Raw genomic sequence first — 24,317 nt, forward strand, 5'->3', positions numbered from 1 at the left:
CGTTCAAGAAGCGATGGGCGTTAACTCTATTTTCATTGATGTTAACGTCCCTCGCATATTCGTCGCCTCGGCCCATCACTGAATTGTTAATGCATGCAGAGGGCGCCAACCGCTGGAGACTTCCTTTAGGAGAGTACAAAGGCCAATTTACTATTGAGCAATCTATGCAGATAGTTTGTGATAAAGGTGCGGTCTTTGACGCTGAAGGTGCTGGGAACGTGCTTTTTATCAGTGCGCCCGATGTGCGCGTCGAAGGCTGTACTTTGCTCAACTGGGGGCGCGACATGACAGCGATGAACGCTGCGATTTTCATCGACCCTCAAGCGACAGGTGCGATGATACGCAACAATACAATGAACGGGCCGGGATTTGGTATATGGGTGGATAGGGCACATGACGTCAGCCTGATTGACAACGATATTGAAGGCGACCCGAGCATTCGCTCCCAAGACCGCGGCAATGGGATTCATCTGTATGCCGTGCACGGCGCCAAGGTTATCGGTAATCACGTGCGACAGACCCGGGACGGGATCTACATCGATACCTCGAACGGCAACCTGCTGCAGGGCAATACTTTGGAAGACCTGCGCTATGGCGTGCACTACATGTACGCCAACGACAACCAGTTGCTCGGCAACACCACCCGCCGGACACGCACCGGTTATGCCTTGATGCAGAGCCGCAAGCTGATGGTGATTGGTAACCGTTCCGAGCAGGACGAGAACTATGGCATCCTGATGAACTACATCACCTATTCCGAGTTGCGCGACAACTTCGTCAGCGACGTGCGCAGCGGCTCCGCCGACGGCGGTATGGTCAGCGGTGCCGAGGGCAAGGCGCTGTTCATCTACAACTCGCTGTTCAATGTCATCGAACACAACCATTTCGAGCGCAGCGCCGTGGGTATTCACCTCACTGCTGGCTCCGAAGACAACCGTATTGCCGACAACGCCTTCGTCGACAACCAGCAGCAGGTCAAATACGTCGCCACCCGCACGCAGGAGTGGTCGGCCGACGGTCACGGTAATTACTGGAGTGATTACCTGGGCTGGGATCGCAATAACGATGGGATTGGCGACGTGATCTATGAGCCCAATGACAATGTTGACCGCCTGCTCTGGTTGTACCCGCAGGTCCGTCTGTTGATGAATAGCCCGAGCATTCAACTACTGCGCTGGGTGCAGCAAAGTTTCCCGGTGACCAAGTCGCCGGGGGTCAAGGACAGCTATCCGTTGATGAATCTTCCGACCATGCCCCAGACACAGCAGCCGAACTTATGAACGCAGTCGACATTGAAGGGGTCAGCCAGCGCTACGGCAGCATGACCGTGCTGCGCGACTTGACCCTGAGTCTGGGCGAAGGTGAGGTGCTGGGCTTGTTCGGCCATAACGGAGCCGGCAAGACCACGGTGATGAAGCTGATCCTGGGACTGCTCAAGGCCAGTACCGGTCAGGTGCATGTACTCGGTTGCCGCCCTGCACAAGCCGAGGTGCGTCGCCAGTTGGGGTACCTGCCGGAAAATGTGACGTTCTACCCACAACTCAGTGGTCGCGAGACCCTGCGCTATTTCGCCCGCCTCAAAGGCGCCGCGTTGACACAAGTGGACGAGCTACTGGAGCAGGTCGGTCTCGCCGACGCCGCAGACCGGCGGGTGAAAACCTACTCCAAAGGCATGCGCCAGCGTCTGGGGCTCGCCCAGGCGGTGCTCGGTGAACCTCGCCTGTTGCTGTTGGACGAACCCACGGTGGGTCTTGACCCTATCGCCACCCAAGAACTTTACGTGTTGATCGACCGTCTGCGTCAGCGGGGCGCCAGCATCATCCTCTGTTCCCATGTGTTGGCGGGGGTCGAAGCGCATATCAATCGTGCGGCCATCCTGGCCAATGGCTGCTTGCGGGCGATCGGCAGTCTGGCCAGCCTGCGTGAGGAGGCTGACTTGCCGGCGCGTATTCGCGTCAGTGGGCTGGCCCAACGCGAGCAGTGGCTGCAGCGGTGGAAGGCCGCTGGACACATCGCTAGTGCGATGGAGGGCAACGGAGTCGAGGTGATGGCGATCAACGGTCACAAAGTCGATCTGCTGCGCCAGTTGTTTCACGAGGACCCACCGCAGGATATCGACATCCTACAACCGTCCCTTGAGGACCTTTACGGCTATTACATGAGTCATGCAAGCGCCGCCACTGAAGGCACTCATTCATGACGCAGATTTGGAGTATCGCCGCCAAGGAGTTCAGCGACGGCCTGCGTAACCGCTGGCTGCTGGCAATCAGTCTGTTGTTCGCCGTTCTGGCGGTGGGAATCGCCTGGCTTGGCGCGGCGGCATCCGGGCAAGTGGGTTTCACCTCGATCCCGGCGACCATCGCCAGCCTCGCCAGCCTGGCGACGTTTCTGATGCCACTGATAGCGCTACTGCTGGCCTACGATGCCATCGTCGGGGAGGAGGAGGGCGGCACGCTGATGCTGCTGTTGACCTACCCGTTGGGTCGTGGCCAGATCCTGTTGGGCAAGTTTGTCGGTCATGGACTGATTCTGGCCTTGGCCACCTTGATTGGATTTGGTTGCGCCGCGGTGGCCATCGCCTTGCTGGTCGATGACGTCGAGTTGGGGCTGCTGCTCTGGGCGTTCGGTCGCTTCATGGTGTCTTCCACGCTGCTGGGTTGGGTCTTCCTGGCGCTGGCTTATGTCTTGAGCAGCAAGGCCGGCGAGAAATCCAGCGCCGCCGGGATGGCGTTGGGCGTGTGGTTTCTCTTCGTATTGGTATTCGACCTGGCGCTGTTGGCGTTGCTGGTGCTCAGCAAGGGCCGGTTCAACCCGGACCTCTTACCGTGGCTTCTGCTGCTCAACCCGACTGATATCTATCGCCTGATCAATCTCTCTGGTTTCGAGGGCAGCGGTAATGCCATCGGCCTCATGGCATTGAGCAGTGATTTACCTGTGTCGATTTCGCTGCTCTGGCTATGCCTGCTGCTCTGGGTTGGCGCTTTGCTGTTGTTGGCTTATTGGATGTTTCGCCGTCGGCTGACTTGATTCATTACGCTCGAGGCTATTGCGATGAACACTCTGTACCTGATCGGAGCCCGTGCCCTGGTCATCATTATCTGTTTGGGGTTGGCGGCTTGTAATGATCGCACAGAAGAAAAGCAAACCCTTGCGCCGGTGGCTTTCCATCAGAGCGACGAGTGTCATGTCTGCGGCATGGTGATCGCCGACTTCCCGGGCCCCAAGGGTGAAGTCGTGGCAAAAGGTTCAGTCAAGAAGTTCTGTTCCACCGCAGAAATGCTTGGCTGGTGGCTTCAGCCAGAGAATCACCTCACTGAGGCGAAACTGTATGTGCACGACATGGGCAAAAGTACTTGGGAGAAGCCCGACGACCATTACTTGATCGATGCCACCCAAGCCTACTATGTCGTCGGGACCCGGCTCAAAGGTTCCATGGGTGTGGTCCTGGCGTCATTTTCCGAGGAGGCCGCCGCGCGCAAGCTGGCCAGCGATCAGGATGGCAGAGTATTGCGATTTGAAGACATCGATTTAACGCTTTTACAGCAAACGCCTGCGCTGTAACTGAGCCGCTTCCCTGAGTAGGGCTGTCTGAGGAACTTACCGAACCGACTCGCAGAAGAGAGCTGGACCCACTTCTGCGATTTTATTGGCGGTCGGATTGCGGTACCTTGCTTTAGCAAAAATTATTTGAGCGTCAAGATCCAGTCTGCCAACGTTTTCGCTTCTTCGTCGGTTACTTGGTTGGCCGGCATTGGCGCGGCGCCCCATTTTCCAGAGCTACCTTCCTTGATGCTTTTTACCAGGGTGGCCGAGGCATCAGCTTGTCCGGCATATTTAGCTGCGATCTCCTTATAACTAGGACCGACTAGTCTCGCTTCGATCATGTGGCAGCCTACGCAGGGTTTGCTCTTGAACAGTGCTTCGCCATCAACGGCTTGGGCTGGTTGAAGGTTCAGCAAAGTGCCAAGGATAAAAAGATGCATAAGTTTTTTCTTCATTTTTTATTTCCTCATCTGGGTGTGCTTTGCTAGTACCGCTTGTCAGTAATCTGTATCGTTTTAATCAATCAATACAGCATCCGCGCGGGTCAGCTTCGGATGCAGTGGAAAGTGTAGTTGAGGCTCCGAGATTTTCAATAAACTTCTGTAGGGATTTCTGAGTATCTCGACTGAGGCATTCACTTTTATGGTGGGATCGCTGCAGTTGGTCGTTCAGATATGTGACATTTTAGCGAAGCTCGATGTTCGGTACGATTTGTTAGTTTTGTCAATGTCTCCCAAAATCATCATCCAGGATCAAGGTTTTTTGCCGAAAATATAATTATAATTCAGTGGGTTGGATGCTAGCGTAACTCAAATTTCGCTTCGGATTTTGTGCTGAAAGTTTGTGGTTGTTCAAAGGGTTGGAATCAATGGCGTATGGTATAAATTTAAATTTTGCAGCCGTCGGTTATTTTAAGGAGCTAAAATTCAGGCGAGCGCAGGGTGTTGAATTCAATGGCTGGTGTAATGACAGGAGTGATCAATTGCCGATAGGAGTTCGCCCATTGAACCCAACTGTTTTTTCACACCGTCTGAATTAGCTGAAGGAAAGATGCATGGTGGTGGCATGCGCTAGGCTCAATTAGCCGAGATGATCTGTTGTTTTTTTTGAAGCCGATCTGGTGATTGCAGACCGGCATCGATAAGCTGGGAAAGAACAAAAACACTCAGTGCGATTGGTTGGCCTGACAACTAAAGTTGCCGCAACAATGCAAAAGCCTGCTTCATTTGATCTTCACTAACGACGAACGCCCGCAGCCCCCCTGCCATGTCAAGCCCCTTGGCTACCAAGCCCTGTGACTCAAGGCTGATCTGCCATTGCAAGTCCTTACGGCTGGTCTCTCCGGCCAGGTGCAGCGGCATTTCCGGGGTCTTGATCTTTATCAGCATCGCCGGAAGCTTCACTTGCTCGTTGCCGCCGAGTGCGTTACGCGCCAAGGTCATGGCGCTTAATTGAATAGGTTGCAGAAACGGCAATAGCTTGCCCTGGATTTGCGCGCAATCGCCAATGGCGAATATGTGTGGATCAGATGTACGCATGCAATCATCAACGTCAATCCCACGATCCACCCGCAGTCCAGCCTGCGTTGCTATTGTCGTATTGGGCTTCAACCCGACAGAGGCAATGATCACATCGGTGGTAATTTGCCGGCGATTGGATAGGGTTGCCAACAGGCTATCGTCTTTCTTTTCAATGGATTCTAAAGACTGGTTGAATACCATTTCCACGCCCATCTGGCATAACCGGTGCTGCAGGCGGCTACTCACCTCGACAGGCAACAACGACGCTAACAGGCTGCAGGCTTGATCCACCAGTGTCACCAGCTTTCCGGCCCGATTCATATCCATGGCCAGTTCACTGCCAATTAAGCCTGCCCCTAATATCAACACGCGTTGCGCCGCTCTCAGAGCATGTTGCGCATGACGGTATTCTTGTTGACTGTTCAGTGTCGCCATCCATTCGTGCCCGGGAATCGCTGGAACTATGGCTTGTGCGCCCATGGCAAGAATCAGTTTGTCGTAGCTAATGGTTTCGTTACCCACGCTAATACGCTTGTTCAGGCGATCAATTGCAGTCAGATGGCGATCAGCATTAAGGGTCAGCCCATACATGTCGGCAAAGTCCACCGCAGATTGGCGAGTCATGTCGTCCGCGGTCTGATTAAGACTGATGACGTGACTCAGGTCAGGCTTGTTGTACTCGTCGCAACTGTCTGCGGCGAGCAACCGAATGGGCACCGCTGCATCGAGCTTGCGCAAGTTCTTGACGACCTGACGAGCTGCGAAGCCAGAGCCTACAATGACAATTTCCTTGTTCATTTCGCCTCCGCAGCAAGCTCATCGAACACCGATTTGCCCATTGAGCATTCAGGGCACAGGAAGTAATCAGGAACGTCACACCAGGCGGTACCGGGCTGCACGTCTTGCATAGGTTCGCCAATCGCAGGGTCGTAACACCATTGACAGACACTGCACCGCATGCGCGGGCCGCTGTCCGAAATCGCTTCTACCGGGGCAGTTGCCGTGACTGCGGGGCTCGTGAGACATGCGTGTGTAGGTGGATTCAACGCCCATTGCATGGCTATTTCGCGCCCATGGGCGCGGCAAACCTCAAGCGAGTCACCGTCCGGTCGCCACTTGGCTTTGAGCGCCAACGTGGTTTCAAAACCCGCATCCATCAAGCGCGTCTGAATACGGTCTACCGCTCCGCCATTCCAGCCGTAACTGCCAAACGCCGAAGCCTTTTTATTACGAAAACGCAGCCCGGTTATTTCTTCCAGGAGGGCGGCTACCTTTGGCATCATGACGTTGTTCATGGTGGATGAGCCGACCAAAACGCCTTTTGAACGGAATACATTGGTCAAGATTTCATTTTTGTCGTGGCGCGAGACGTTGAAGATCTTCACCGCTACACCTGGATCGACTTCGTAAATGCCTTGTGCGATGGCGTCTGCCATCATGCGTGTATTGTTCGACATGGTGTCGTAGAACAGCGTGATGCGGTCTTCTTGATAATCCGCCGCCCATTCCAAGTAGCGGTGCACAATCTGCGTCGGATTATCTCGCCATACCACGCCATGAGCAGTGGCAATCATATCGACCGGCAGATTAAAACCGAGGATCTCGGTAATTTTGGGAATGACCAAGCGACTGAATGGCGTGAGAATGTTGGCGTAGTAGCGTTGGCATTGTTCGAACAGTTCATTTTGATCCACTTCATCATTGAACAGGTGTTCGTCGCAGTAATGTTGGCCAAAGGCGTCGTTGCTAAACAGTACGGCATCACCAGTCAAGTACGTCATCATGCTGTCCGGCCAATGCAGCATTGGTGTTTCCACGAAAATCAGCTGTTTGCCATTGCCGATATCCAAGGTATCGCCGGTATGTACGACGTTGAAATTCCACTCTGGATGATGGTGATGACCGTTGATCGAGTCCACGCCATTGGCGGTGCAATAGATCGGCGTATGGGGTATCAGTGCCATCAACTCTGTCAGCGCTCCCGCGTGGTCCTCCTCCGCATGATTGATGATAATGTAGTCCAGCGTGTTCAAGTCTATTTCCATCGCCAGGTTCTGTATGAATTCCCGGCTGAACCTATGATCGACGGTATCAATCAGTACGGTCTTTTCTTCCCGGATCAGGTAGCTGTTGTAACTGCTACCTCGATGGCATTTGTATTCTGTGCCGTGAAAGTCGCGCACTTCCCAATCGCGCTGGCCGACCCAATGAATGTTGTTTTTTACGTGAATAGACATGTCCTTACCTCGGTATCGAAATGAAGTTCTATACCGGAGGAGGGCAACGTTCGTGCCATGTCTTAACCTATTGATTTATAAGTAAAAAATAAACTATGCTTGTCTTTATGACAAAGTCCAATTACTGTCCATATGACTAATTTATTGTCAAAGTGACAAAGCCATGAGTCTCTCCGTTGAATCCCTCACAGGCATTGCTATCCAGCTGCAAAGCGGTATGTCTCATCAGGACCGCTTTCAACGTCTGATCAATACCTTGCGCCAGTTGCTGGGTTGCGACGCCTCTGCCTTGTTGCGTTATGAACAGCGACAGTTTCGTCCGCTGGCGATTGACGGTTTGGCGCCAGATGTACTGGGGCGCCGCTTCAGTCTTGACGCACACCCGCGACTGGAAGCCATCGCTCGTGCCGGTGACGTGGTGCGCTTTCCGGCAGAGAGTCACTTGCCCGACCCCTATGACGGACTGATACCAAACCAGCAAGATCTCAAAGTGCATGCCTGCATTGGGTTGCCTTTATTCGCGGACCAGACATTGATTGGAGCGCTGACGATAGATGGCATGGACCCGTCGCAATTCGATCACTTCAGCGACGAAGAGCTGCGGTTGGTAGGAGCCCTCGCTTCTGCTGCATTGACCAATGCGTTGTTGGTGGAACAACTGGAAAGCCAGACCATTACTCCTCCCTCCGTCAGTAGCATCCCGGCGGGTAAGCCCTGTACCGAAATGGTAGGGCTCAGCGACGCAATGCAACAGTTGAAAAGAGAGATCGAGATGGTGGCGGGTTCCGACCTGAACGTTTTGATCACTGGGGAAACCGGAGTCGGTAAGGAATTGGTGGCCAAGGCCATACATGAAGGTTCATCCCGCTCTGGTAAGCCAGTCGTCTATCTGAACTGCGCTGCGCTGCCGGAGTCAGTCGCCGAGAGTGAGTTGTTCGGCCATGTAAAAGGGGCGTTCACAGGCGCTATCCATCATCGCACCGGTAAGTTCGAAATGGCTGATAACGGCACATTGTTTCTCGACGAAATCGGTGAGCTGTCGCTGAATCTGCAAGCGAAACTGTTGCGGGTATTGCAATACGGTGATCTGCAACGGGTCGGTGATGATAACGTCCTGCGGGTCAACGTACGGGTGCTTGCCGCGACCAATCGAGATCTGAAGCAGGAGGTGTTTAACAATCGGTTCCGTGCGGACCTGTTCCATCGTTTAAGCGTATTTCCTGTCCATGTACCACCACTGCGTGAGCGTGAGCAGGACATCACGTTGCTAGCTGGCTTCTTCTGTGAGCAAAGCCGGGAGCGCATGGGGTTGAAACGGGTGGCTTTGGCTGCCAATTGTCTGTCGTGGCTCAAAAAGTACACGTGGCCAGGAAATGTGCGCGAACTAGAGCACGCGATTTATCGAGCGACAATCATTGCTCGAGCAACCCAGCAAAGTGACGAACTGCTGCTTGAATCACAGCATTTCAATCAAGTGCTCGAGCAGGTCGACATGCCGCCTGTTGCGCTGGACGTTCCCTTCCTCAAAGTGGGCCAGGGACTGCGGGATGCGACGGATGACTTCCATCGTCAGCTGATTGAAAACACGTTGAAAAAGTGCATGAGGAACTGGTCTGCTTGTGCTCGAATGCTGGATTTAGACGTGGCCAACTTGCACCGACTGGCGAAGCGGCTTGGTTTGAAATAGTAATCCCTGCCGGTCTGGGCTATCCAGCCAGAACCCAGCGCTGATTGAAGGGGCGGCTGCAGGTCAATGATGTTGCCGCTGACCCAAAATTTTTTTCAGTAGTCCCCCCCTCATAAAGCTGGGCCCAATACAAATCTCCACCAGCCGGCCGGTCACCCCGCAAGAGCCCAGTTACTTCAAGCAGTCGGGCGAATTTGGCAGCGCTCACGATCATCAATGCGTTATTTAGATCTTCTGACCTGCTGCTGTGACATCGTCCAGGGCGCGCCCAATAAACAGTCATATTGACTAAGCCTTTGTCATTGTGACTAATTTTTGGTTGGGTCATGATGACTATTTCTATTCTAACTATTTGATATGTAACAATAAAATTATTGGCCCGCTTTGTGTATTAAGTAATGCAATTAACGTCAATATGAAAGGGCAATGTTATGACTCGTTCAATCGCGCTTGGTTTTACCATGTACCTAATGCTGGTTCCGTTGTGCCAAGCAGACCAGGTAATCCGTGAAGTTCCCGACACAACCGCCGGCAAAGGCTTCGGCGCCTTGACGGGACTGATGGTTGGAGCGGCAGGTGGCCCGATAGGTATATTAGTCGGCGCAGCCGGCGGTTTTTTTGCAGGCAGCGCGTTGCAGGCAGGGATTGGAAAGTCTGAAACCGCTTATGAAGTGAAAAACGCGCAAGGCGAAATAAGTACAGTGCGCTCACCCAATGCGAGTTTTGCAGTGGGGCAACAGGTAACGCGTAAAGGTGCTCGTTTGGTGGCATCCGACGAGTAAGAAAAGCTTAAACAGTTTCAGGTGATAAACTAACTCCTTTTAGACCCGCTTGCGGGTCTTTTTTTGGTGCGCCCAGCATGGGCGCAATCTTGTGGGTGAAAGTCCCGCCGTAAGCTGACCACAGCGAATGAAGTGAAGCGCAACTGCATGAGGGCGACCGAGTGTGGGGAGGAAGCGTGGAGCGAAGCCGTGAGCCGATGAACAAGAACCGGATATAAGGCGAAGCCGACCAGGGTGAGCGGGCGATGTCACCGCGCAACCCCGGCACTGATGAACTGGTGGCTTTCGGCGGTTACGACGCCACTTACAACGTCGCCAGTCGCGGCAACTTGTACGTGGCGGATGTGAGCTACGACGTTGGCGGCAAGTACCTGTTCGATCAGATCAGCGGTGTACAGCTGTACGCCAACTACAGTGCCTTCGATAAATCCGCAGACGATTTCAAGACCTCGCAACGGATGATTTTCGGCACCTCGTTCTCCCTCAGCAAACTGTGGATCGCCACGGAATGGTTGTACGGCAAGAATGATCCGGTCATCGGTGGCAGCAGCCTTACCCAGAGTCTGGGGGCTGGTGGTAGTGATCAGTGGGAAAACCAGTTGTATATGAATATCGGCTATTACTTCTGAGTTGGATTTTCTGGGCAACAGCCCTGACTCTTGTTCCCAAGCAGCCTCGCTCCCACTAGTTGAACGCATAAACTGCGGGAGCGAGCCCGCTCGCGAATGTCCAAAACAACATTTGCATCTGCCTCATGAAGCGATTGGCTAAAGAGAACGGATGATGGGTGACATAGACGCACTGAAACATTCTACGGATGCTCGCGTAGACCCGATGGCAGAGCTGGGAATCATGCCTCTGGTCCTTGATACCCCTCCAAAACAAGTCCAGAATCAAGTCTTTCCCTGCTTCGGCAAGAAAAGAAACCCTTTAGATTTCAATGGGTCGGACGCCAGATACGAGTCTCGTTTCCCGCTCCAAACATAGCGCTGCATAGTTCAACTGAAGCATGCAGCGAACGAAAAAAGGACCTCCGGGTCCTTTTTTCGTTTCCGGCGGAAAGCACCGAAACTCGGCGCTATCCGGTGCATTCAGGTCCAGGATCGAGTCCAGGATGCTGATGTGCACTGAATCGGCTTGTCGCTGGAGCAGTTTGCACCGCGAGATGAATATCTAGGCCTAACTCTGTTCAGGAACTTGCGATTGCACTCTCAGAAATGACAGTTCGGAATGCCCGAATAAGTCCCGTATAAGCAGGGCAGGGACAAGGTGCGCCCATTCCTTCAGGGCATGATCGGTAGTTCAATGAGATTCGGGCAGCCTGAGCGAATACCTTCTTCGACAGCTCCCGCAATATCGCCGGCGCGCTCGATCCTGCGGGAAGGGATTCCCAGGGAAGAGGCGAGGGCCAGGAAATCGATCGCCGGGTCGCAAAGTTCCATGCCGATGAACTGGTGAGTGCTTGTACTTAGATAGTGCGCCTGGCTACGAGCGTAGTTCTTCAAAATGTTGTATTCGCCGTTGTTCATGACAACGAACGTGACCGGTAGCCGTTCATGCGCCGCCGTCCAGAGTGCTTGCGGTGAGTACATTGCCGAGCCATCACCGACCAGACAGACTACCGGGCTGCGGTCCAGGCCAAGCGACGTACCGACGGCCGCCGGCATGCCCCAGCCCAGGATGGCGCTGCGGGTAAAAAGATACTGGCGGGCCGAATGGGAATCCAGGCAGGCACGGACATGAGGAATCGTGGCGGGTGCTTCGTCGACGATCCAGACGTCTGGCCCGATTGCCCGGATAGCCTCGTGGGCAGCCACGAAAGGCGTTGTCACCGGAGTGTTGAATTCGCGACTGACGCGAGCGGCGACGTCGGCACGACGTGTATCGCGTTCTTGGCCCGCGACGTTTCGCAGCGTCGCGATTGCCTCGCTGTGTGGGGCCAATTTCTTGTCCAGTATCGGCAACAGCGTTTGCAAGGAGAGTCTTAAATCCCCGATCAGCCCTAGCGCGGTCTCGTGGACTCTGCCTAGTTGGTGTCCATCGCCGGTCAGTTGGATAAGGCGACAGTGAGATGGAATAGCGGGGCCCTGGGAATATTGATAGCTGATCAACGAATGGCCGCCGAGCAGGAAGACCGCGTCGAAGTCAGAGAATGTCTCCCTGATATCGCAAGCCTTCGCAGACAGCGTTCCCCGCCACTGCGGATGAGCCGTCGGGAACGGAATATGCCCGGGCCAGGATGGCCCGTAGACCGGCGCGCCGAGTGCTTCGGCGAGCATCACGGCTTCAACTTCCGCGCTCGACTGGATCACTTCTTCGCCAACGATAATCGCCAGACGACCGGGGGTAATTGTCGCTAAGGCCGCGGCCAATTCCTCAATCGCCCCGGTCACGGCACCGCGCTCGATTCGCGATGGCGGGCCAGCCGTTACATCCGTGTGTTGCTCCATCACGTTAATCGGCAGGGAAAGGAAAACCGGGCCGGCCGGCCCCGTGCGACAGTCCTGAAACGCACGACGCAGCAGCATCGGGATGTGTTCGGGATGATGAATTTCCTCCGCCCATTTGACGCTCGGTCTGGCGAGCGCGACGAGGTCTCCGTGGAGCAGCGGGTCGGTCACGCCATGTCGCGTGTCTTGTTGACCCGCCGTGATGACAAGCGGCGTATTCGCCATCTTCGCGTTGAGAATGGCGCCCATTGCATTGCCGAGTCCACCGGCCGTATGGAGGTTGACGAAGCCGGGGCGACCGGATGCCTGCGCATAACCGTCGGCCATCGCTACGACTGAGGCTTCTTGGAGGCCGAGGATGTATTGGATGTCTGAGGCGCCTGAGAGGGCGTCGAGCAAAGCCAGTTCGGTTGTTCCCGGATTGCCGAAGACGTAGCGTACACCTTCGCTGCGAAGCACTTCTACGAACAGGTCCGCGCCGCGTTGCCCACGACTGTTGAAAAAAACACTGGATCCTAAGGGCATGGCGCAGAACCTCATCTGGTCTGGAAGCTTTGATTTAGCTGGCTTGCTGTGGCGACTGTCGTGTGGCAATCGCATTGCACAAGGCCCGGGCGACAGGTGCGTAACTGGTCTGGCTGGGCTGGCCGGCTTCGGGAGCCCCGGTGGGATTGATCAGGTGCACCGCGATCTGTCCTGGCAGCCATGAGACGAGTGGCCAACGGGGGCGATAGGCAGATTTGGGCCGGGTATCTCCGGTGGTCGGATCAAAATCGCAGGATGTCACAAACGCTATCCCTATCAGGCAAGCGCCTTCGAGCTGCGAGCGCACACGACCAGGATTTTTCAAGAAGCCCAAGTCCGCGACAACGACCGCGTCATGAATGATCAAGCGGCCTTCGTCGCTCACCTCGATATCGAGAACGACCGCCATGCAGGTCTGCGCGTCATAGTGGGCAGCGATGCCTTGCGCTCGACCATGTCTTGGGGGCTTGCCCCAATGAGCTTTCTTTGCCGCTTCGGTGATGACGCTCCGCATTCGATGACCATCGACGCTTGATGAGTGCCGAGTGCCGTCGTTCAGCGTCGATGCCGGATCAATCAGCGAAAGCAGATAGTCCCTGTGATCCAGCTTGCAGACTCGCACCTGCGCGGCCATGAATCGCTGTTCGGCGAACAGGCGGAGCAACAGGTCTTTTCTGTCCAGATTGCTGTCGAGCGTCGATTGCCAAGTGAATGGATCAAGGGCACTGACGTGCGCATCAGGATGGCTCATTGCATTTCTCCTTCCGGTTGATGGCAAGAGGTCCAGCTAAAGCGATGTGTCCTTGGTGCCTGTAGCGCTGGCACCGTAGGGGCGGTCATTGGGGTACTTTAGGGGGAAGGATCTGACGTCAGAGTGACCGGAGGCTGACAGGAACATGTCAGGCGTTGGGCGAGTCGGCTTTCCAACCAATGGGCTTATGGAGCAGTCACCGGAACGGCTCGGTACACGGCGACCTGGTCTGAACCTATGGTTTCTTTCAACACGTAAGTCGACCCTTCCTTGATGTCGATCTCCCAGTGTTTTTCCGCCTTTGATGCTTTAGCGTTAAAGCCCGACTCAGGTACGTTGTCGAAGCTGTCGTATCGGTACAGGTTGTAAGGCACGCCTGGCTTGAGTCCCGATACAGTGACAGTCAAGTTCACCTTAGCGGAAGCAGGACGAGTACTGGAGCCTTCGCCCATGGCCGGTTTTTCTTCATTCGCGTCGGTTGTCAGACGAACCGGCAGCGTCTTGCCGTCTCGGTCGATAACCCCGGTTATGGCCACGCCATAGTTTTTTCCGCCGCCAGGCAATGAATACACCGGTCGAGACTCGTCATTGGCCTCTTCGCGGTTTGCCTGAAATGCTCCGAACTTGAAGCGGTAAAGATAGGCCGGTTTTCCATTGGGCGACCAAAGACCGTTATCGCTGAACGTAATGACGTCATCAGCGTAATAGGTAGCAGGCTGGGTGACTGGTTTTGTGGAAGAAACGCCAATGACGGGAACGATATGGTCGTATTCGCCATCGCCTTCGCCCCCCTCTTCATTTTCGAATTGGGAAAAATTTTCGTAAACGCCGATGATGACCGGATAGCCGGACACCACATTGTCCTTGACCCATGCCAGGAATCTGTTTGCGTTCGCCGTGGTTGGGCTGTCCCACTCAACAGCTTTCAAGCGCATTTGAGCAGCGGTGGCCCCATCGTTCCTCCCTAATAGTAACTGGCTGCCCCGCTTGGATTGTTTAACGTTCGGGCTGGCGATTGCGCGGGCATCGAATTGTGAAACGTATTGGCCATAGTAAAGTCCGGCACTGATGAGCGCGGTCTCACCGCAATAGCCATAGTTCGCTTCCCATTGAAGGCGTGGAGGAATGTCGTTCATTTTGGTGCGGTTTTTTGTTGCGCCTATTTCTGCCGAGTTCGGCTGAGTGTCTGCCGCATAGGCTATTGAGAAAGGCGCACACAGGGCCAAAGCCATTAACAGACACAGAGGTCTTGGGGGCGTGAACTGGCTTTTCATGAGCCTGCTGAAGTCAAACATTCTTATCACCTTTACTAACTGCCATGGGATGTCTCAGCAAGTGGAACAGAATAATGTCGTGGTAGTCTTAAAATTTGCCCTTGGCAACGGACTGTTCTTACATGGAGGCGGTCCGCAACGTTGGAGTATTTTTTCCATAGGAGGTCTCGCGTGCCCTGGAAGTCAAATCTTGTAGTGCTCGCCCTGTCTGCCGTTGCCTTTTCGGCGCAGGCCCAATCCGATCGTCAAGTGGTCGAGGACATGGTTACTCGCTCGGCCAATGTCTGCCCGGGCCACAGCACCGAACGCACCACGCCCACGGTGAAGGCGGTGCCTGTCGGCGCGTTGCGGGTTATGCTCGACCGCGGCTTGGTCATGTGTCCCGACCGACGCCTCGATGTCGACGCGCCAGCTGTGTTCTACGGTAGAGTTGGCGTATTTGAATGGAACCCCGAAGTGCCTGCAAGCTCGGAGGTGATCGCCAAGCAGATCGACGCCATGACCCGCAAGGACGAGTACCCATCGGACACCTTGGTTTGGGATGCCAAGGGTATGCCACTCGAGCAGCGCACTGTGCCGGCTTTCGAACCCAAGCCAGGGGCTGCTGTGCTGTACCAGGTACGGTGACTTTCAAGCGTCAACCACTGGCTCGCAAGCCGCATCCACACCTCAGTGACGTAGCGCAGTGGGGCCATGCCAATAGTCGCTTGGAAACGGTCCGCGAAGACCGAGCGAGAGGTATTGACTGTCCAGTCGCGCCCCGGTTGTTGATGGAGCGCGAGAAGCGCACTTGCCAAGCGTGGATCGCGTAATGCAGCGACCATGCCTGTCGAAAAAAACGAGTTGAGTTATAAAGAAGCTCAAGAGCGCTACGGCACTCAGGGCTAACGCCCGCCCACTAACCAAACGTTAGGCGTTCAAAGATGGGGGGCGTAGTTCAATGTTGACGAGAAGAAAGTTCATCACTACTGCAGCAGCAACGGGGGTGGGTGCCGCCGGGGCCCTTGCGTTCTACACCTCGAGCAAGGGCAGTGTGGAGTATGAGCATGCCGTGAAGCAGATATGGCGTCACAGCGAACTCGATTCGAGTAACGTTCCTGCAGTACTGCGGGAACTTGTGCGCTACGCAACCTTAGCGCCATCCAGTCACAACACCCAGTGCTGGAAGTTCGGGCTGGACGATCAGTCGATTTCAATCCTGCCTGACTATCAACGCAGATGTCCGATTGTCGATCCAGACGATCACCACCTTTTTGTCAGCCTCGGCTGCGCCGCCGAGAATCTTGTGCAGGCAGCGGCAGCTATGGGCTTTAGGGGCGATGCCGTTTTCAATACCGGGAAGAACGAATCATGGAACATCTCCTTGGAGCGCGCAGCGCAGGTCCGAACTCCGCTTTTCGAGGCAATCCCGCGTCGGCAGTCGACCAGGGCCGAATTTGATGCCAAGCCTCTTTCAAACGACGAACTGCGGCTTCTGGAAATAGCCGGCTCGGGAAATGGCGTTCGGGTTCAGTTGCTCACGGATAAACAGGACATGGAGAATGTCCTTGACTTCGTGGTTCAGGGAAACACCGCACAGATGCGTGATCCGGCATTTGTGCGCGAACTCAAAGAATGGTTGCGTTTCAACGGAGGACAGGCCGCAAGGCAGGGCGATGGACTGTTTACAGGTGCTTCCGGCAACCCAACTGTCCCCAGTTGGCTTGGTGGCCTGATGTTTGATTTCTTTTTTTCCGAAGAGTCCGAGAATGACAAGTACGCGCGACATGTTCGGAGCTCCTCCGGCATTGCGGTATTTGTTTCCGCGCTTGAGGACAAGCATCACTGGATCGAGGTGGGTCGTGCCTTTCAACGGTTTGCTTTGCAGGCAACGGCGATGGATGTTCGAACCGCTCACCTTAATCAGCCGGTGGAAGTCGCGTCACTCAGGCCGCAGTTCGCCAAATCAATCGGTATCTTGGGTGAAAGGCCTGATCTTGTCATTCGATTCGGTCGTGGACCCGAGATGCCCAGATCCTTGAGGCGCCCAATCGAAGCCGTACTGTTGTAGACGCCGGACTTCGTTTTGGAGCCGACGGCAGCTGCGCCCCGCGTTGTGCAAAATACTGTGCGGGCGTGCTCCCCAGTGCCTTTTTGAACATGGTGATAAAGGCGTTGACCGAGTTGTAGCCCAGCTCGGTTGCAACGTTCTGCACCTTCGCACCACTGGCCAATTCTCGCAGTGCAACGACAAGGTGCAATTGCTGCCGCCAGCGTCCAAACGTAAGGCCCGTCTCACGAATCATCAATCGAGACAGCGACCTGTCGCTCATCGCCACGCGTTTGGCCCATTCGGCTGACGTACTGCGGTCGGAAGGGGCGAGCGTCAGTGCATGGGCTATCGCACGAATCTTGGGATGACTGGAGATGGGGAGGTTGAAGCGCTCACGCGGCATTTCGACCAGTTCGTCGAGGATCACTCTCGCCAGCCTGGCGGCATGGCCAACCGGAGGATAATCGGCAGGCTCCTGTGCCAGCCGATCAACCATTTCCCGGATCATCGGGGAGATGGACAGCGTGCAGCAATCCTCGGGCAGCTTCGCCGCTCCGGGGTTCACGAACAGATAATTGAGCCGGGCATTCGCTGTCGCCCGTGCGCTATGGGGCACGCCGCCCGGAATCCAGACACCGCAGTTGGGCGGTACGATCCAGATCTCGTTGTCCGCAGTACAAGTGACCGCCCCGTGCAGCGCGAGGATCAGTTGACCCTTGCGATGCACATGCGTCGGCACTTCCGCTTGGTGATCTGCAAAGTCGAGCTGCCGGGCCACCGCCAGCCGATCCGTGAGGTCCGGGTCGAAGACAGAGACGGCTGATCGTGTGGGTGGCATCAGTTGGCAGTTTTTAGGGATATTTTGGAAGAATACTGAATTTATTTGCGTTTGCAACGCAGCAATAATGGTTCGCATGAACATCCTATCTGCTGTGAACAAACCACCTGGGCGCGCCGACGTCGGCATCGCGCACGCGGTGGGGTCCCTCCTGCGAACCCCTGCCATGAGGGCATATGTGGACGCCTTGCTGTTTTCGGCGAAGAGCTTTGCCGCGGCGATGTTGGCCTACTATGTTTCGCTGCGTATAGGACTTGCCAATCCCTACTGGGCGATAGTGACCGTCTACATCGTCTCGCAGACCTCTGCGGGTGCGTCGCTCAGTCGCGGTGTCTATCGCTTCGTGGGAACCTTCGTCGGGGCGGCGGCAACGGTGGCAATCATTCCGAATTTCGTGAACGACCCTATCGTATGCAGCGTGGTGCTCGCTTGCTGGATCGGCCTGTGTCTTTATTTCTCGCTGCTTGATCGCACGCCAAGGGCCTATGCTTTCGTTCTTGCTGGTTATACCGCGAGCCTGATCGGATTTCCCTGCGTCCTTGATCCAGGCACGGTGTTTGATACGGCCTCCGTGCGGGTCCAGGAAATCTCCATCGGGATACTGTGTGCGGTTCTAGTGCATCGCTACATCCTGCCCAAGCGTATGACGGGTCAGTTCATTGGCAAGCTGTTGGCGGCACTGCGGGACGCCCGTCAGTTGGCGGCTGACGCCTTGAAGGGAACGCCGAGCGAGAATCGTCGCGACCGCACCCAGCTCGCAGTGGATCTCCTTGCCCTTCAGGGGCTTGCAACGCACCTACCCTATGATCCGGCCCCTGCGCTGCGGCACGAGTCGGTACAGCTGATCCATGACCGGCTGGCGCGACTGCTTGCGCTCGCTGCGGAGATCGAGGACCGGATCCATTCCCTGGGTATGGGCGGCTACAACTTGCCCGATGAACTGGTCGCTTTGCTCGATGATATCGCGAGGTGGATCCCAGCTGTCGAGGCGGTCGACCGGGAGGGCGTCGCAATGTGTTTAATCGCCCGCGCGCGGGCGATCAACAAACATTTCGGCGTAGACGCCGCAGCGCCTGGCGTCAGGCTCGCCGCTAATCTCGCCGGTTATCTTGGCGAAATGATCGGCCTGCTCCAGGACTGCGACAACCTGGGGCGCCACATCGTGACTGCCGACCCATCACACGAGGCGACAGAGCTTCATTGGCCCAAGCCCGCGAAGGGCTACATCTATCACCGCGATCGCTGGATGGCGGGCCGGGCCGCGTTGGGTGCCATCGTCGGCATCCTGATCAGCTGTGCTTTCTGGATCTGCTCGGCCTGGCCTGAGGGCGCGACGGCCGTATCGATTTTCGGCGTATGTTGCACGCTGTTCGGGAATGTCGATGCGCCAGCCCCTAACGTCATCAAATATATGCTCGGCTCGATCTATGGGGTGGTCATCAGCTTTGCCTACAGCTTCGTCATTCTTCCTCAGGTCACGGACTTCGCTCTTCTTGTTGCAGTGCTAGCACCGACGTTCCTGTTCGCGGGTTCCCTGCAAGCGCATCCGCCGACAACGTTCATGGCGCTCGGTATCACCCTGACCATCCCGATTCTTTCGGGGCTGCGCGCCACCTACGCCGGCGACTTCGCTGCATCCCTCAATACTGTTGTTGCGCTCTTCGCGGCGGTCGGATTCGGGGCGGTCAGCATGACCTTGTTCCAGACCGTCCCGGTCGACGCGGCGATCAGCCGGTTGCTTCGATTGAGTCGCAGGGGCGTCAGCCGTCGAGCGCTGGGTGATGTACCTGATGACCGGCATTGGACGAACCTTATGATCGATCGCACGGCGCTGCTGCTACCCAGGTTACGGGTGTCCAACAAAGGCTATTCAGATGTTCTCGACGATACCTTGCACCATCTGCGTGTCGGCCACGCTGTTGGATCGCTTCGCAAGATCATCCCGCAGGTCGACGGCGACATTGCCGAAAAACTCGGTGAGCTGCTTTGCGCAATCGCCGCACGCTTCAGCGCCAGAGACCTTAAGGCGCATGTTGATCCGATCGGTATTGACCAGCGTATCGAGACCTTGCAGGTGATGATCGCTGACCGCTCGATCAACGACCGCTCGCGGATCGCCGACCTGCTCATCGACCTTAGGTTTGCCCTAGGTTCCAGTCATACGGCGAGTGCGCCTCATGATCGTTGATCTCGACGTCGGTGGCGTCCTCATCCCCGGTTTACTGGCGCTGGTATTCGTCGCCATTTTTACCACCGTCGCGATAATCCGCGGCCTCCGCGTCGTGGGCATCTACCGCCTGTTCGCTCACTGGCCGCTCGTCGAACTCGCCATTTTCGCGCTCATCTACGGTTTGCTCGTGCAGCACCTGCCCTCAATCGGACACTTATCTTGAAGCCTGTTCTATCCTTGCTCAGCCGCTATGCCCTGACTTTTTGCCTCGTTGCTGGCGCCACGCTCATTGCGCTGGGGGCGTGGAACCATCACGAGCGAACGCCCTGGACTCGCGACGGGCGAGTGAGCGCGGATGTCGTGCAAATCGCACCGGAAGTCTCCGGTACTGTGAGTGCCGTCCCGATCGTTGATAACCAGTATGTCCATCGGGGTGACATTCTTTACGTGATCGACTCGCAGCGGTACCGGCTCGCATTGGCGTCGGCCGAAGCCGACGTCGAAGCCAAGCGTCAGGATAGGCTCGTTCGCCAGGCGGCGGCGCGGCGGCGCGGCCAACTCCGCGATATCGTGTCCCAGGAGGATGTTCAGCAAACAGGAGGCGCGGCTGCAGTGGCGGGCGCCACCTACCAAGCAGCGCTGGCGGCTCTGGACCTCGCCAAGCTCAATCTCGCCCGCTCTACTATCCGCTCGCCGGTCGATGGCTATATCACTAACCTGAGGTTGCGGCCTGGCGACTATGCGACGGCCGGTTCGGCAACGGTTGCTGTCCTCGACGCGGCGAGCTTCTGGGTTACTGGCTATTTTGAGGAGACGAAGATCCGGCAGATCCACGTCGGCAAACCGGCGCGGATCATGCTGATGGGCTTTGATCAGCCTGTGTCGGGACATGTCGAAAGCATCGGTCGCGGTATCGAGAACAGTAACGATTCGCCAGGTCATCTCGGCCTGCCAAATGTGGCGGCGACATTTACCTGGGTGCGTCTTGCGCAGCGGATCCCGGTTCGTATCCATATCGATAGGGTGCCAGCAGGCGTTGAATTGGCCGCTGGCATGACCGCGAGTGTTGAGATCATCCCCCCCAATACAGTTCGATAAGCATTCCGTACCGACCAAGATAAGCGTTGGGGGCCGATGGCGCTTCAGAAACCTCGACCCGCGCCGACTCAGATGGTGTCGGCTACAGTTCCTTGTAACCGCAGGGATATCACGACCGCCACGCAATATTGATCATGACGAAACGCCCTCCGTTCCAATCGCTTGGCTGCGCCGAATGCCGCAACCACGAGGCGTTGGGGTTTGATTTCACCATGGCCTTCCAACCTATTTTCAACGTGCGGACACGCGCTGCGTTTGCTTATGAGGCGTTGGTCAGAGGCGTCAATGGCGAATCGGCTGGCCACATCCTGGGGCTCGTGAACGACAGCAACCGCTACCGATTCGACCAGGCCTGCCGGGTGAAAGCCATCGAGGAAGCTGCAAGGCTGGGCTTGCTGGATATTCCCGATTGCTTGCTGAGCATTAATTTCCTGCCCAACGCCGTATACCGACCAGAGACGTGTATCCGGGCCACCCTGGAAGCGGCGCGCCTGACCCATTTCCCGCCAGAAAGGCTCATGTTCGAAGTGACCGAAGGCGAGAAGGTGGTAGACCCTGAGCACCTCAAATCGATTTTCGTGGAGTACGAGCGCCAGGGTTTCATTACCGCCGTCGACGATTTTGGCGCGGGCTATTCGGGCCTTAACCTGCTGGCCATGTTCCAGCCGCAGGTGCTGAAGATTGACATGGCACTGACCCGGGGCATCGATCGAGAACCGGTCAAACAAGCGATCGTCGAAGGCATCATCCTGGTCGCCAGGCGCTTGGATATCCTGGTCATCGCCGAAGGTGTCGAGACCCGTGAAGAAAGCTCGACGCTTCTAGGCATGGGGATCGAGCTGATGCAGGGATATTTGTATGCAAGGCCCGAGGTCGGTCATCTCCCGGCTGGATGCTTTGACTTGGTGCGCTAATCCTTCACCGAGTTTCTACCATAGTGATGGTATGTCGGGTGTAAACGACGATGGTGTTGTCGGGGGATCTACAGGTCGAGTGTCGGGACGTAAAAGGCAGGCTAGCAGCTTGCGGAATACGGCGAGCATAGACCCTTAGGTTCACTCCGACCAGAGTGCCCCTGACGCCATCCAGTTATCCAAGAAATCCGTGAGTATGTCTGTGGATAACCGCGCTGAGGCCAGGTAGGCAGAGCCTTTTAACGGGTGCTCAAAAAATGTACAGGCAGATTGGTATCATCCCACCGTAGGCCATTGAATTTAAACAGGGTGCTGAAAACCGGGATTACCTTGCATGCATGTTCATCGACTCCATTCGAGAAGTGGCGAGCTTGGCAGCTGGAATGTCAGACAACAAAAAGCCCGTGCATGACGGGCTCTCTGTATGGGGTCAAATCCTTTTGTCTGTTCAATCTGTGCTTCGTAATGTAAATATTTCGTGAAAAGCACGTTACGGAAGCGAAAAAACCGGCCCTCAACAGCCCGCGTAAGGCGGGCTTCCCCCTGAAGAAAGATCGGTTATCGGTTAAACCGCTCGACCAATGAGTATTGCGTGGACGCGGTCCTGGTCAGTTCCTTATTCAGATCTGCCGATTGGTGCGCCTGTTCCGAGGTTTTATCGGCCAAGTGGGCAATGGTCGTAATGTTTCGGCTGATTTCCTCGGCGACGGCAGTTTGCTCTTCAGTGGCCGCGGCAATCTGGGTGGTCATCTCGGTGATGTGGGAGACCGCTTCGCTGATGCCCACCAATGCCTTGTCTGCCTCCAGTACCCAGGTCACGCCTTCCTGGGCCTGACGATGACCGCTCTCCATGGTCTGCACGGCGTTGTTGGACGACGCCTGGAGCTTGGTGATCAGATCATGGATCTGGGTGGTGGATTGCGCGGTGCGTTGGGCCAGTTGACGAACCTCATCGGCCACGACGGCGAAACCCCTGCCCATGTCGCCGGCGCGCGCGGCTTCGATGGCGGCATTTAATGCCAGCAGATTGGTCTGGTCGGCGATTCCTTTGATCACGTCAACGACTGTCCCTATTTCATTGCTGTCTTTGGCCAGCTGTGCAACGGTCAGGCCTGTCTCGCCGACCGCGGCGGAGAGGCGCTCGATCGCCTCTCGGGTGTCTCGGGCCACATCGCGGCCGCGATTGGTCAGCAGGTTGGCTTGTTGAGTAGCGTCAGCCGTGCGCTGGACGTGGCTGGCGACTTCCTGGGTGGTCGCGGCCATCTGGTTGACCGCGGCAGACACCTGTTCGGTTTCGACGCGCTGACGATCCAGCCCTTTGGAGCTGTCCGTGGCAAGTACATCGGATTGTTCCGCCAGTTTGCTGAGTTGCTCAGCGGTGTCTTGCAGGCGAGTCAGGCAAGTCTTCAGGCGCGAAGTCTGGCTGACGAAGGCGGTTTCCAGGCGCGCTTGTGGTCCGCGCGCATCGCTGTACATCTGAGCAATCAGTAAGTCGGAAGTTGAGGGCTCTGCCATCTGCAGCAGGCGCAAAGTGCCTCGCATCTGCCAGCGTGAAGAGAGCAAGCCGATCGGCACGGCGATGCCTGCGGCCACGGCAATCGCAACGGGTGTACTGAAGAACAAGCCGCCCATGGTGCCTGCCAGCCCCATGACTAAGAACGGCAAGCAATCCAGCAGGGACGCTTGCCAAGCGTCTTGGCGGGGGACGGCTGGTTTTCCCTGGCTGATGCGCTTATACAGGGACTCAGCTCGACGAATCTGATCAGTCGTCGGCTTGACTCTGACCGATTCAAAGCCGACCACCTGGCTGCCTTCAAATATCGGTGTGACGTAGGCGTTGACCCAGTAGTGATCGCCGTTCCTGGAACGGTTCTTGACGATACCCATCCACGGGCGTCCTTGCTTGAGCGCACCCCACATATGGGCAAAAACGGCAGGGGGGACGTCAGGATGGCGGACGATATTTTGCGGAGCGCCAATTAGATCGGCTCTATCAAACCCACTGATCTCGACGAAGGCGTCGTTGCAGTACGTGATAACGCCTCGTTCATTGGTCGTCGAGATGAGTTTCTGTTGAGGCGCGAGTGAAATTTCACGCTGCGTAACTGGCTGATTATTTCTCATTCCGACTGTTCCTTGATTCCGTGAAAAGGCCATCGGCCAGTGTTCAAGAAAAATGAGTGCATTGTTATAAAAAATTCTTTTATAACAATGAGTTGTATTTAGGTTTCTGAATTATTTATGGGGCCGAAACGCGCTTGTGAATATCGACTTGATGTTGATTAAAAAATCGTTGTTAGAATCGATGAGGCTAGCTCATTTATTAACAAGATCGCTCACTTCAAAGCGCCACGCCATTTCAAGTTCGTTGATGATTTCCCCATGACCGTCAGCGGCAAGGTGCAGAAATTCCGCATGCGTGAAATCAGCGTAGAGGAACAGGGAGCACCGAGAAGCGACGTTTGATAGTCATTGGCTATTCGCTGCAGGCCGCTC

General features: G+C 55.9%; 20 protein-coding genes and 3 pseudogenes. 14 read left to right on the top strand and 9 right to left on the bottom strand.

Annotated features, from left to right (window positions below; translation table 11 throughout):
* Nucleotides 1–38 precede the first annotated feature (38 nt).
* From ASC85_RS00970 to ASC85_RS00985, 4 genes are read left to right on the top strand one after another with little or no spacing between them, the layout of a single operon-like run.
* Nucleotides 39–1,280 (top strand): nitrous oxide reductase family maturation protein NosD, encoded by a 1,242-nt coding sequence (locus tag ASC85_RS00970; protein ID WP_156395608.1) that lies wholly within the window; start codon nucleotides 39–41, stop codon nucleotides 1,278–1,280.
* On the top strand, nucleotides 1,277–2,200 hold the full coding sequence (locus ASC85_RS00975; RefSeq protein WP_013692876.1) for an ABC transporter ATP-binding protein: 924 nt from the start codon (nucleotides 1,277–1,279) through the stop codon (nucleotides 2,198–2,200). Before ASC85_RS00970 ends, ASC85_RS00975 begins: the two co-directional genes overlap by 4 nt.
* Complete coding sequence (locus ASC85_RS00980) at nucleotides 2,197–3,027, top strand: ABC transporter permease (RefSeq protein WP_057447878.1); 831 nt, start codon at nucleotides 2,197–2,199, stop codon at nucleotides 3,025–3,027. Before ASC85_RS00975 ends, ASC85_RS00980 begins: the two co-directional genes overlap by 4 nt.
* A gap of 24 nt (nucleotides 3,028–3,051) precedes the next feature.
* Entirely contained in the window at nucleotides 3,052–3,561 is a 510-nt protein-coding gene (locus ASC85_RS00985; protein WP_057447879.1) for a nitrous oxide reductase accessory protein NosL, read from the top strand.
* A 122-nt stretch (nucleotides 3,562–3,683) separates the two neighbouring features.
* Here ASC85_RS00985 and ASC85_RS00990 read toward each other — a convergent pair whose 3' ends face one another.
* The 3 genes from ASC85_RS00990 to norV all read right to left on the bottom strand — a co-directional run bounded on the left by ASC85_RS00990 (nucleotide 3,684) and on the right by norV (nucleotide 7,300).
* Nucleotides 3,684–3,998, bottom strand: a complete 315-nt coding sequence (locus ASC85_RS00990) for a c-type cytochrome (RefSeq protein ID WP_013692879.1) — start codon at nucleotides 3,996–3,998, stop codon at nucleotides 3,684–3,686.
* A 735-nt stretch (nucleotides 3,999–4,733) separates the two neighbouring features.
* Complete coding sequence (gene norW / locus ASC85_RS00995; protein WP_013692880.1) at nucleotides 4,734–5,861, bottom strand: NADH:flavorubredoxin reductase NorW; 1,128 nt, start codon at nucleotides 5,859–5,861, stop codon at nucleotides 4,734–4,736.
* Entirely contained in the window at nucleotides 5,858–7,300 is a 1,443-nt protein-coding gene (norV, locus tag ASC85_RS01000) for an anaerobic nitric oxide reductase flavorubredoxin (protein WP_013692881.1), read from the bottom strand. Before norV ends, norW begins: the two co-directional genes overlap by 4 nt.
* Before the next feature lie 163 nt (nucleotides 7,301–7,463).
* On the opposite strand from norV, the gene norR reads away from it, so the two are divergent.
* From norR to ASC85_RS01015, 3 genes and pseudogenes are all read left to right on the top strand, one after another.
* The gene (gene norR, locus ASC85_RS01005) at nucleotides 7,464–8,987 is read left to right on the top strand and encodes a nitric oxide reductase transcriptional regulator NorR (RefSeq protein ID WP_013692882.1); all 1,524 of its coding nucleotides are present in this window, start codon (nucleotides 7,464–7,466) and stop codon (nucleotides 8,985–8,987) included.
* A 431-nt stretch (nucleotides 8,988–9,418) separates the two neighbouring features.
* Nucleotides 9,419–9,769 carry a hypothetical protein gene (locus tag ASC85_RS01010; protein WP_013692885.1) on the top strand — a complete coding sequence of 117 codons (351 nt, stop codon included), beginning with the start codon at nucleotides 9,419–9,421 and terminating at the stop codon, nucleotides 9,767–9,769.
* A 245-nt stretch (nucleotides 9,770–10,014) separates the two neighbouring features.
* Nucleotides 10,015–10,398: pseudogene (locus tag ASC85_RS01015) on the top strand (hypothetical protein); the annotation flags it as partial.
* A 654-nt stretch (nucleotides 10,399–11,052) separates the two neighbouring features.
* Here the strand turns inward: ASC85_RS01015 and ASC85_RS01025 are convergent.
* From ASC85_RS01025 to ASC85_RS01035, 3 genes are all read right to left on the bottom strand, one after another.
* The gene (locus ASC85_RS01025; RefSeq protein WP_057447880.1) at nucleotides 11,053–12,744 is read right to left on the bottom strand and encodes a thiamine pyrophosphate-binding protein; all 1,692 of its coding nucleotides are present in this window, start codon (nucleotides 12,742–12,744) and stop codon (nucleotides 11,053–11,055) included.
* 34 nt (nucleotides 12,745–12,778) lie between these two features.
* Complete coding sequence (locus ASC85_RS01030) at nucleotides 12,779–13,495, bottom strand: hypothetical protein (protein WP_057447881.1); 717 nt, start codon at nucleotides 13,493–13,495, stop codon at nucleotides 12,779–12,781.
* Between the two features lie 185 nt (nucleotides 13,496–13,680).
* Complete coding sequence (locus ASC85_RS01035) at nucleotides 13,681–14,790, bottom strand: hypothetical protein (protein WP_057447882.1); 1,110 nt, start codon at nucleotides 14,788–14,790, stop codon at nucleotides 13,681–13,683.
* 150 nt (nucleotides 14,791–14,940) lie between these two features.
* Between ASC85_RS01035 and ASC85_RS01040 the strand changes: the two genes are divergently transcribed.
* On the top strand, nucleotides 14,941–15,396 hold the full coding sequence (locus ASC85_RS01040) for a hypothetical protein (protein ID WP_027912435.1): 456 nt from the start codon (nucleotides 14,941–14,943) through the stop codon (nucleotides 15,394–15,396).
* A gap of 2 nt (nucleotides 15,397–15,398) precedes the next feature.
* Here the strand turns inward: ASC85_RS01040 and ASC85_RS32805 are convergent.
* Nucleotides 15,399–15,602, bottom strand: a pseudogene (locus tag ASC85_RS32805) (AraC family transcriptional regulator); the annotation flags it as partial.
* Between the two features lie 107 nt (nucleotides 15,603–15,709).
* On the opposite strand from ASC85_RS32805, the gene ASC85_RS01045 reads away from it, so the two are divergent.
* The gene (locus ASC85_RS01045) at nucleotides 15,710–16,819 is read left to right on the top strand and encodes an Acg family FMN-binding oxidoreductase (protein WP_082534283.1); all 1,110 of its coding nucleotides are present in this window, start codon (nucleotides 15,710–15,712) and stop codon (nucleotides 16,817–16,819) included.
* On the opposite strand, the gene ASC85_RS30690 is transcribed toward ASC85_RS01045, so the two are convergent.
* Nucleotides 16,749–17,639, bottom strand: a complete 891-nt coding sequence (locus ASC85_RS30690) for an AraC family transcriptional regulator (protein ID WP_236712316.1) — start codon at nucleotides 17,637–17,639, stop codon at nucleotides 16,749–16,751. The two genes, ASC85_RS01045 and ASC85_RS30690, sit on opposite strands and share 71 nt — an antisense overlap.
* A 178-nt stretch (nucleotides 17,640–17,817) precedes the next feature.
* On the opposite strand from ASC85_RS30690, the gene ASC85_RS01055 reads away from it, so the two are divergent.
* The 4 genes from ASC85_RS01055 to ASC85_RS01070 all read left to right on the top strand — a co-directional run bounded on the left by ASC85_RS01055 (nucleotide 17,818) and on the right by ASC85_RS01070 (nucleotide 21,821).
* A complete protein-coding gene (locus ASC85_RS01055) occupies nucleotides 17,818–19,827 on the top strand; it encodes an FUSC family protein (RefSeq protein WP_236712300.1) in 2,010 nt (669 codons plus the stop codon).
* Entirely contained in the window at nucleotides 19,817–20,032 is a 216-nt protein-coding gene (locus ASC85_RS01060) for a DUF1656 domain-containing protein (protein WP_057447884.1), read from the top strand. Before ASC85_RS01055 ends, ASC85_RS01060 begins: the two co-directional genes overlap by 11 nt.
* A complete protein-coding gene (locus ASC85_RS01065; protein ID WP_057447885.1) occupies nucleotides 20,029–20,907 on the top strand; it encodes an efflux RND transporter periplasmic adaptor subunit in 879 nt (292 codons plus the stop codon). Before ASC85_RS01060 ends, ASC85_RS01065 begins: the two co-directional genes overlap by 4 nt.
* A gap of 134 nt (nucleotides 20,908–21,041) precedes the next feature.
* On the top strand, nucleotides 21,042–21,821 hold the full coding sequence (locus ASC85_RS01070; protein ID WP_057447886.1) for an EAL domain-containing protein: 780 nt from the start codon (nucleotides 21,042–21,044) through the stop codon (nucleotides 21,819–21,821).
* 558 nt (nucleotides 21,822–22,379) lie between these two features.
* Here ASC85_RS01070 and ASC85_RS01075 read toward each other — a convergent pair.
* On the bottom strand, nucleotides 22,380–23,945 hold the full coding sequence (locus ASC85_RS01075) for a methyl-accepting chemotaxis protein (RefSeq protein WP_057447887.1): 1,566 nt from the start codon (nucleotides 23,943–23,945) through the stop codon (nucleotides 22,380–22,382).
* 204 nt (nucleotides 23,946–24,149) lie between these two features.
* Here ASC85_RS01075 and ASC85_RS32810 point away from each other — a divergent pair.
* Nucleotides 24,150–24,287, top strand: a pseudogene (locus tag ASC85_RS32810) (AMP-binding protein); the annotation flags it as partial.
* Between the last annotated feature and the right edge of the window lie 30 nt (nucleotides 24,288–24,317).

Origin of the sequence: Pseudomonas sp. Root401, from assembly GCF_001425105.1 — a bacterium.
Taxonomy (GTDB): domain Bacteria; phylum Pseudomonadota; class Gammaproteobacteria; order Pseudomonadales; family Pseudomonadaceae; genus Aquipseudomonas; species Aquipseudomonas brassicacearum.

Coding starts and splice junctions, on each gene's coding strand:
- ASC85_RS00990 (WP_013692879.1), bottom strand. CDS start 3,998: ATGAAGAAAAAACTTATGCATCTTTTTATCCTTGGCACTTTGCTGAAC.
- ASC85_RS01045 (WP_082534283.1), top strand. CDS start 15,710: ATGTTGACGAGAAGAAAGTTCATCACTACTGCAGCAGCAACGGGGGTG.
- ASC85_RS00985 (WP_057447879.1), top strand. CDS start 3,052: ATGAACACTCTGTACCTGATCGGAGCCCGTGCCCTGGTCATCATTATC.
- norR (WP_013692882.1), top strand. CDS start 7,464: ATGAGTCTCTCCGTTGAATCCCTCACAGGCATTGCTATCCAGCTGCAA.
- ASC85_RS01060 (WP_057447884.1), top strand. CDS start 19,817: ATGATCGTTGATCTCGACGTCGGTGGCGTCCTCATCCCCGGTTTACTG.
- ASC85_RS01075 (WP_057447887.1), bottom strand. CDS start 23,945: ATGAGAAATAATCAGCCAGTTACGCAGCGTGAAATTTCACTCGCGCCT.
- ASC85_RS00970 (WP_156395608.1), top strand. CDS start 39: ATGTTAACGTCCCTCGCATATTCGTCGCCTCGGCCCATCACTGAATTG.
- norW (WP_013692880.1), bottom strand. CDS start 5,861: ATGAACAAGGAAATTGTCATTGTAGGCTCTGGCTTCGCAGCTCGTCAG.
- ASC85_RS30690 (WP_236712316.1), bottom strand. CDS start 17,639: ATGCCACCCACACGATCAGCCGTCTCTGTCTTCGACCCGGACCTCACG.
- ASC85_RS01035 (WP_057447882.1), bottom strand. CDS start 14,790: ATGTTTGACTTCAGCAGGCTCATGAAAAGCCAGTTCACGCCCCCAAGA.
- ASC85_RS01025 (WP_057447880.1), bottom strand. CDS start 12,744: ATGCCCTTAGGATCCAGTGTTTTTTTCAACAGTCGTGGGCAACGCGGC.
- ASC85_RS01030 (WP_057447881.1), bottom strand. CDS start 13,495: ATGAGCCATCCTGATGCGCACGTCAGTGCCCTTGATCCATTCACTTGG.
- ASC85_RS00975 (WP_013692876.1), top strand. CDS start 1,277: ATGAACGCAGTCGACATTGAAGGGGTCAGCCAGCGCTACGGCAGCATG.
- norV (WP_013692881.1), bottom strand. CDS start 7,300: ATGTCTATTCACGTAAAAAACAACATTCATTGGGTCGGCCAGCGCGAT.
- ASC85_RS01010 (WP_013692885.1), top strand. CDS start 9,419: ATGACTCGTTCAATCGCGCTTGGTTTTACCATGTACCTAATGCTGGTT.
- ASC85_RS01070 (WP_057447886.1), top strand. CDS start 21,042: ATGACGAAACGCCCTCCGTTCCAATCGCTTGGCTGCGCCGAATGCCGC.
- ASC85_RS00980 (WP_057447878.1), top strand. CDS start 2,197: ATGACGCAGATTTGGAGTATCGCCGCCAAGGAGTTCAGCGACGGCCTG.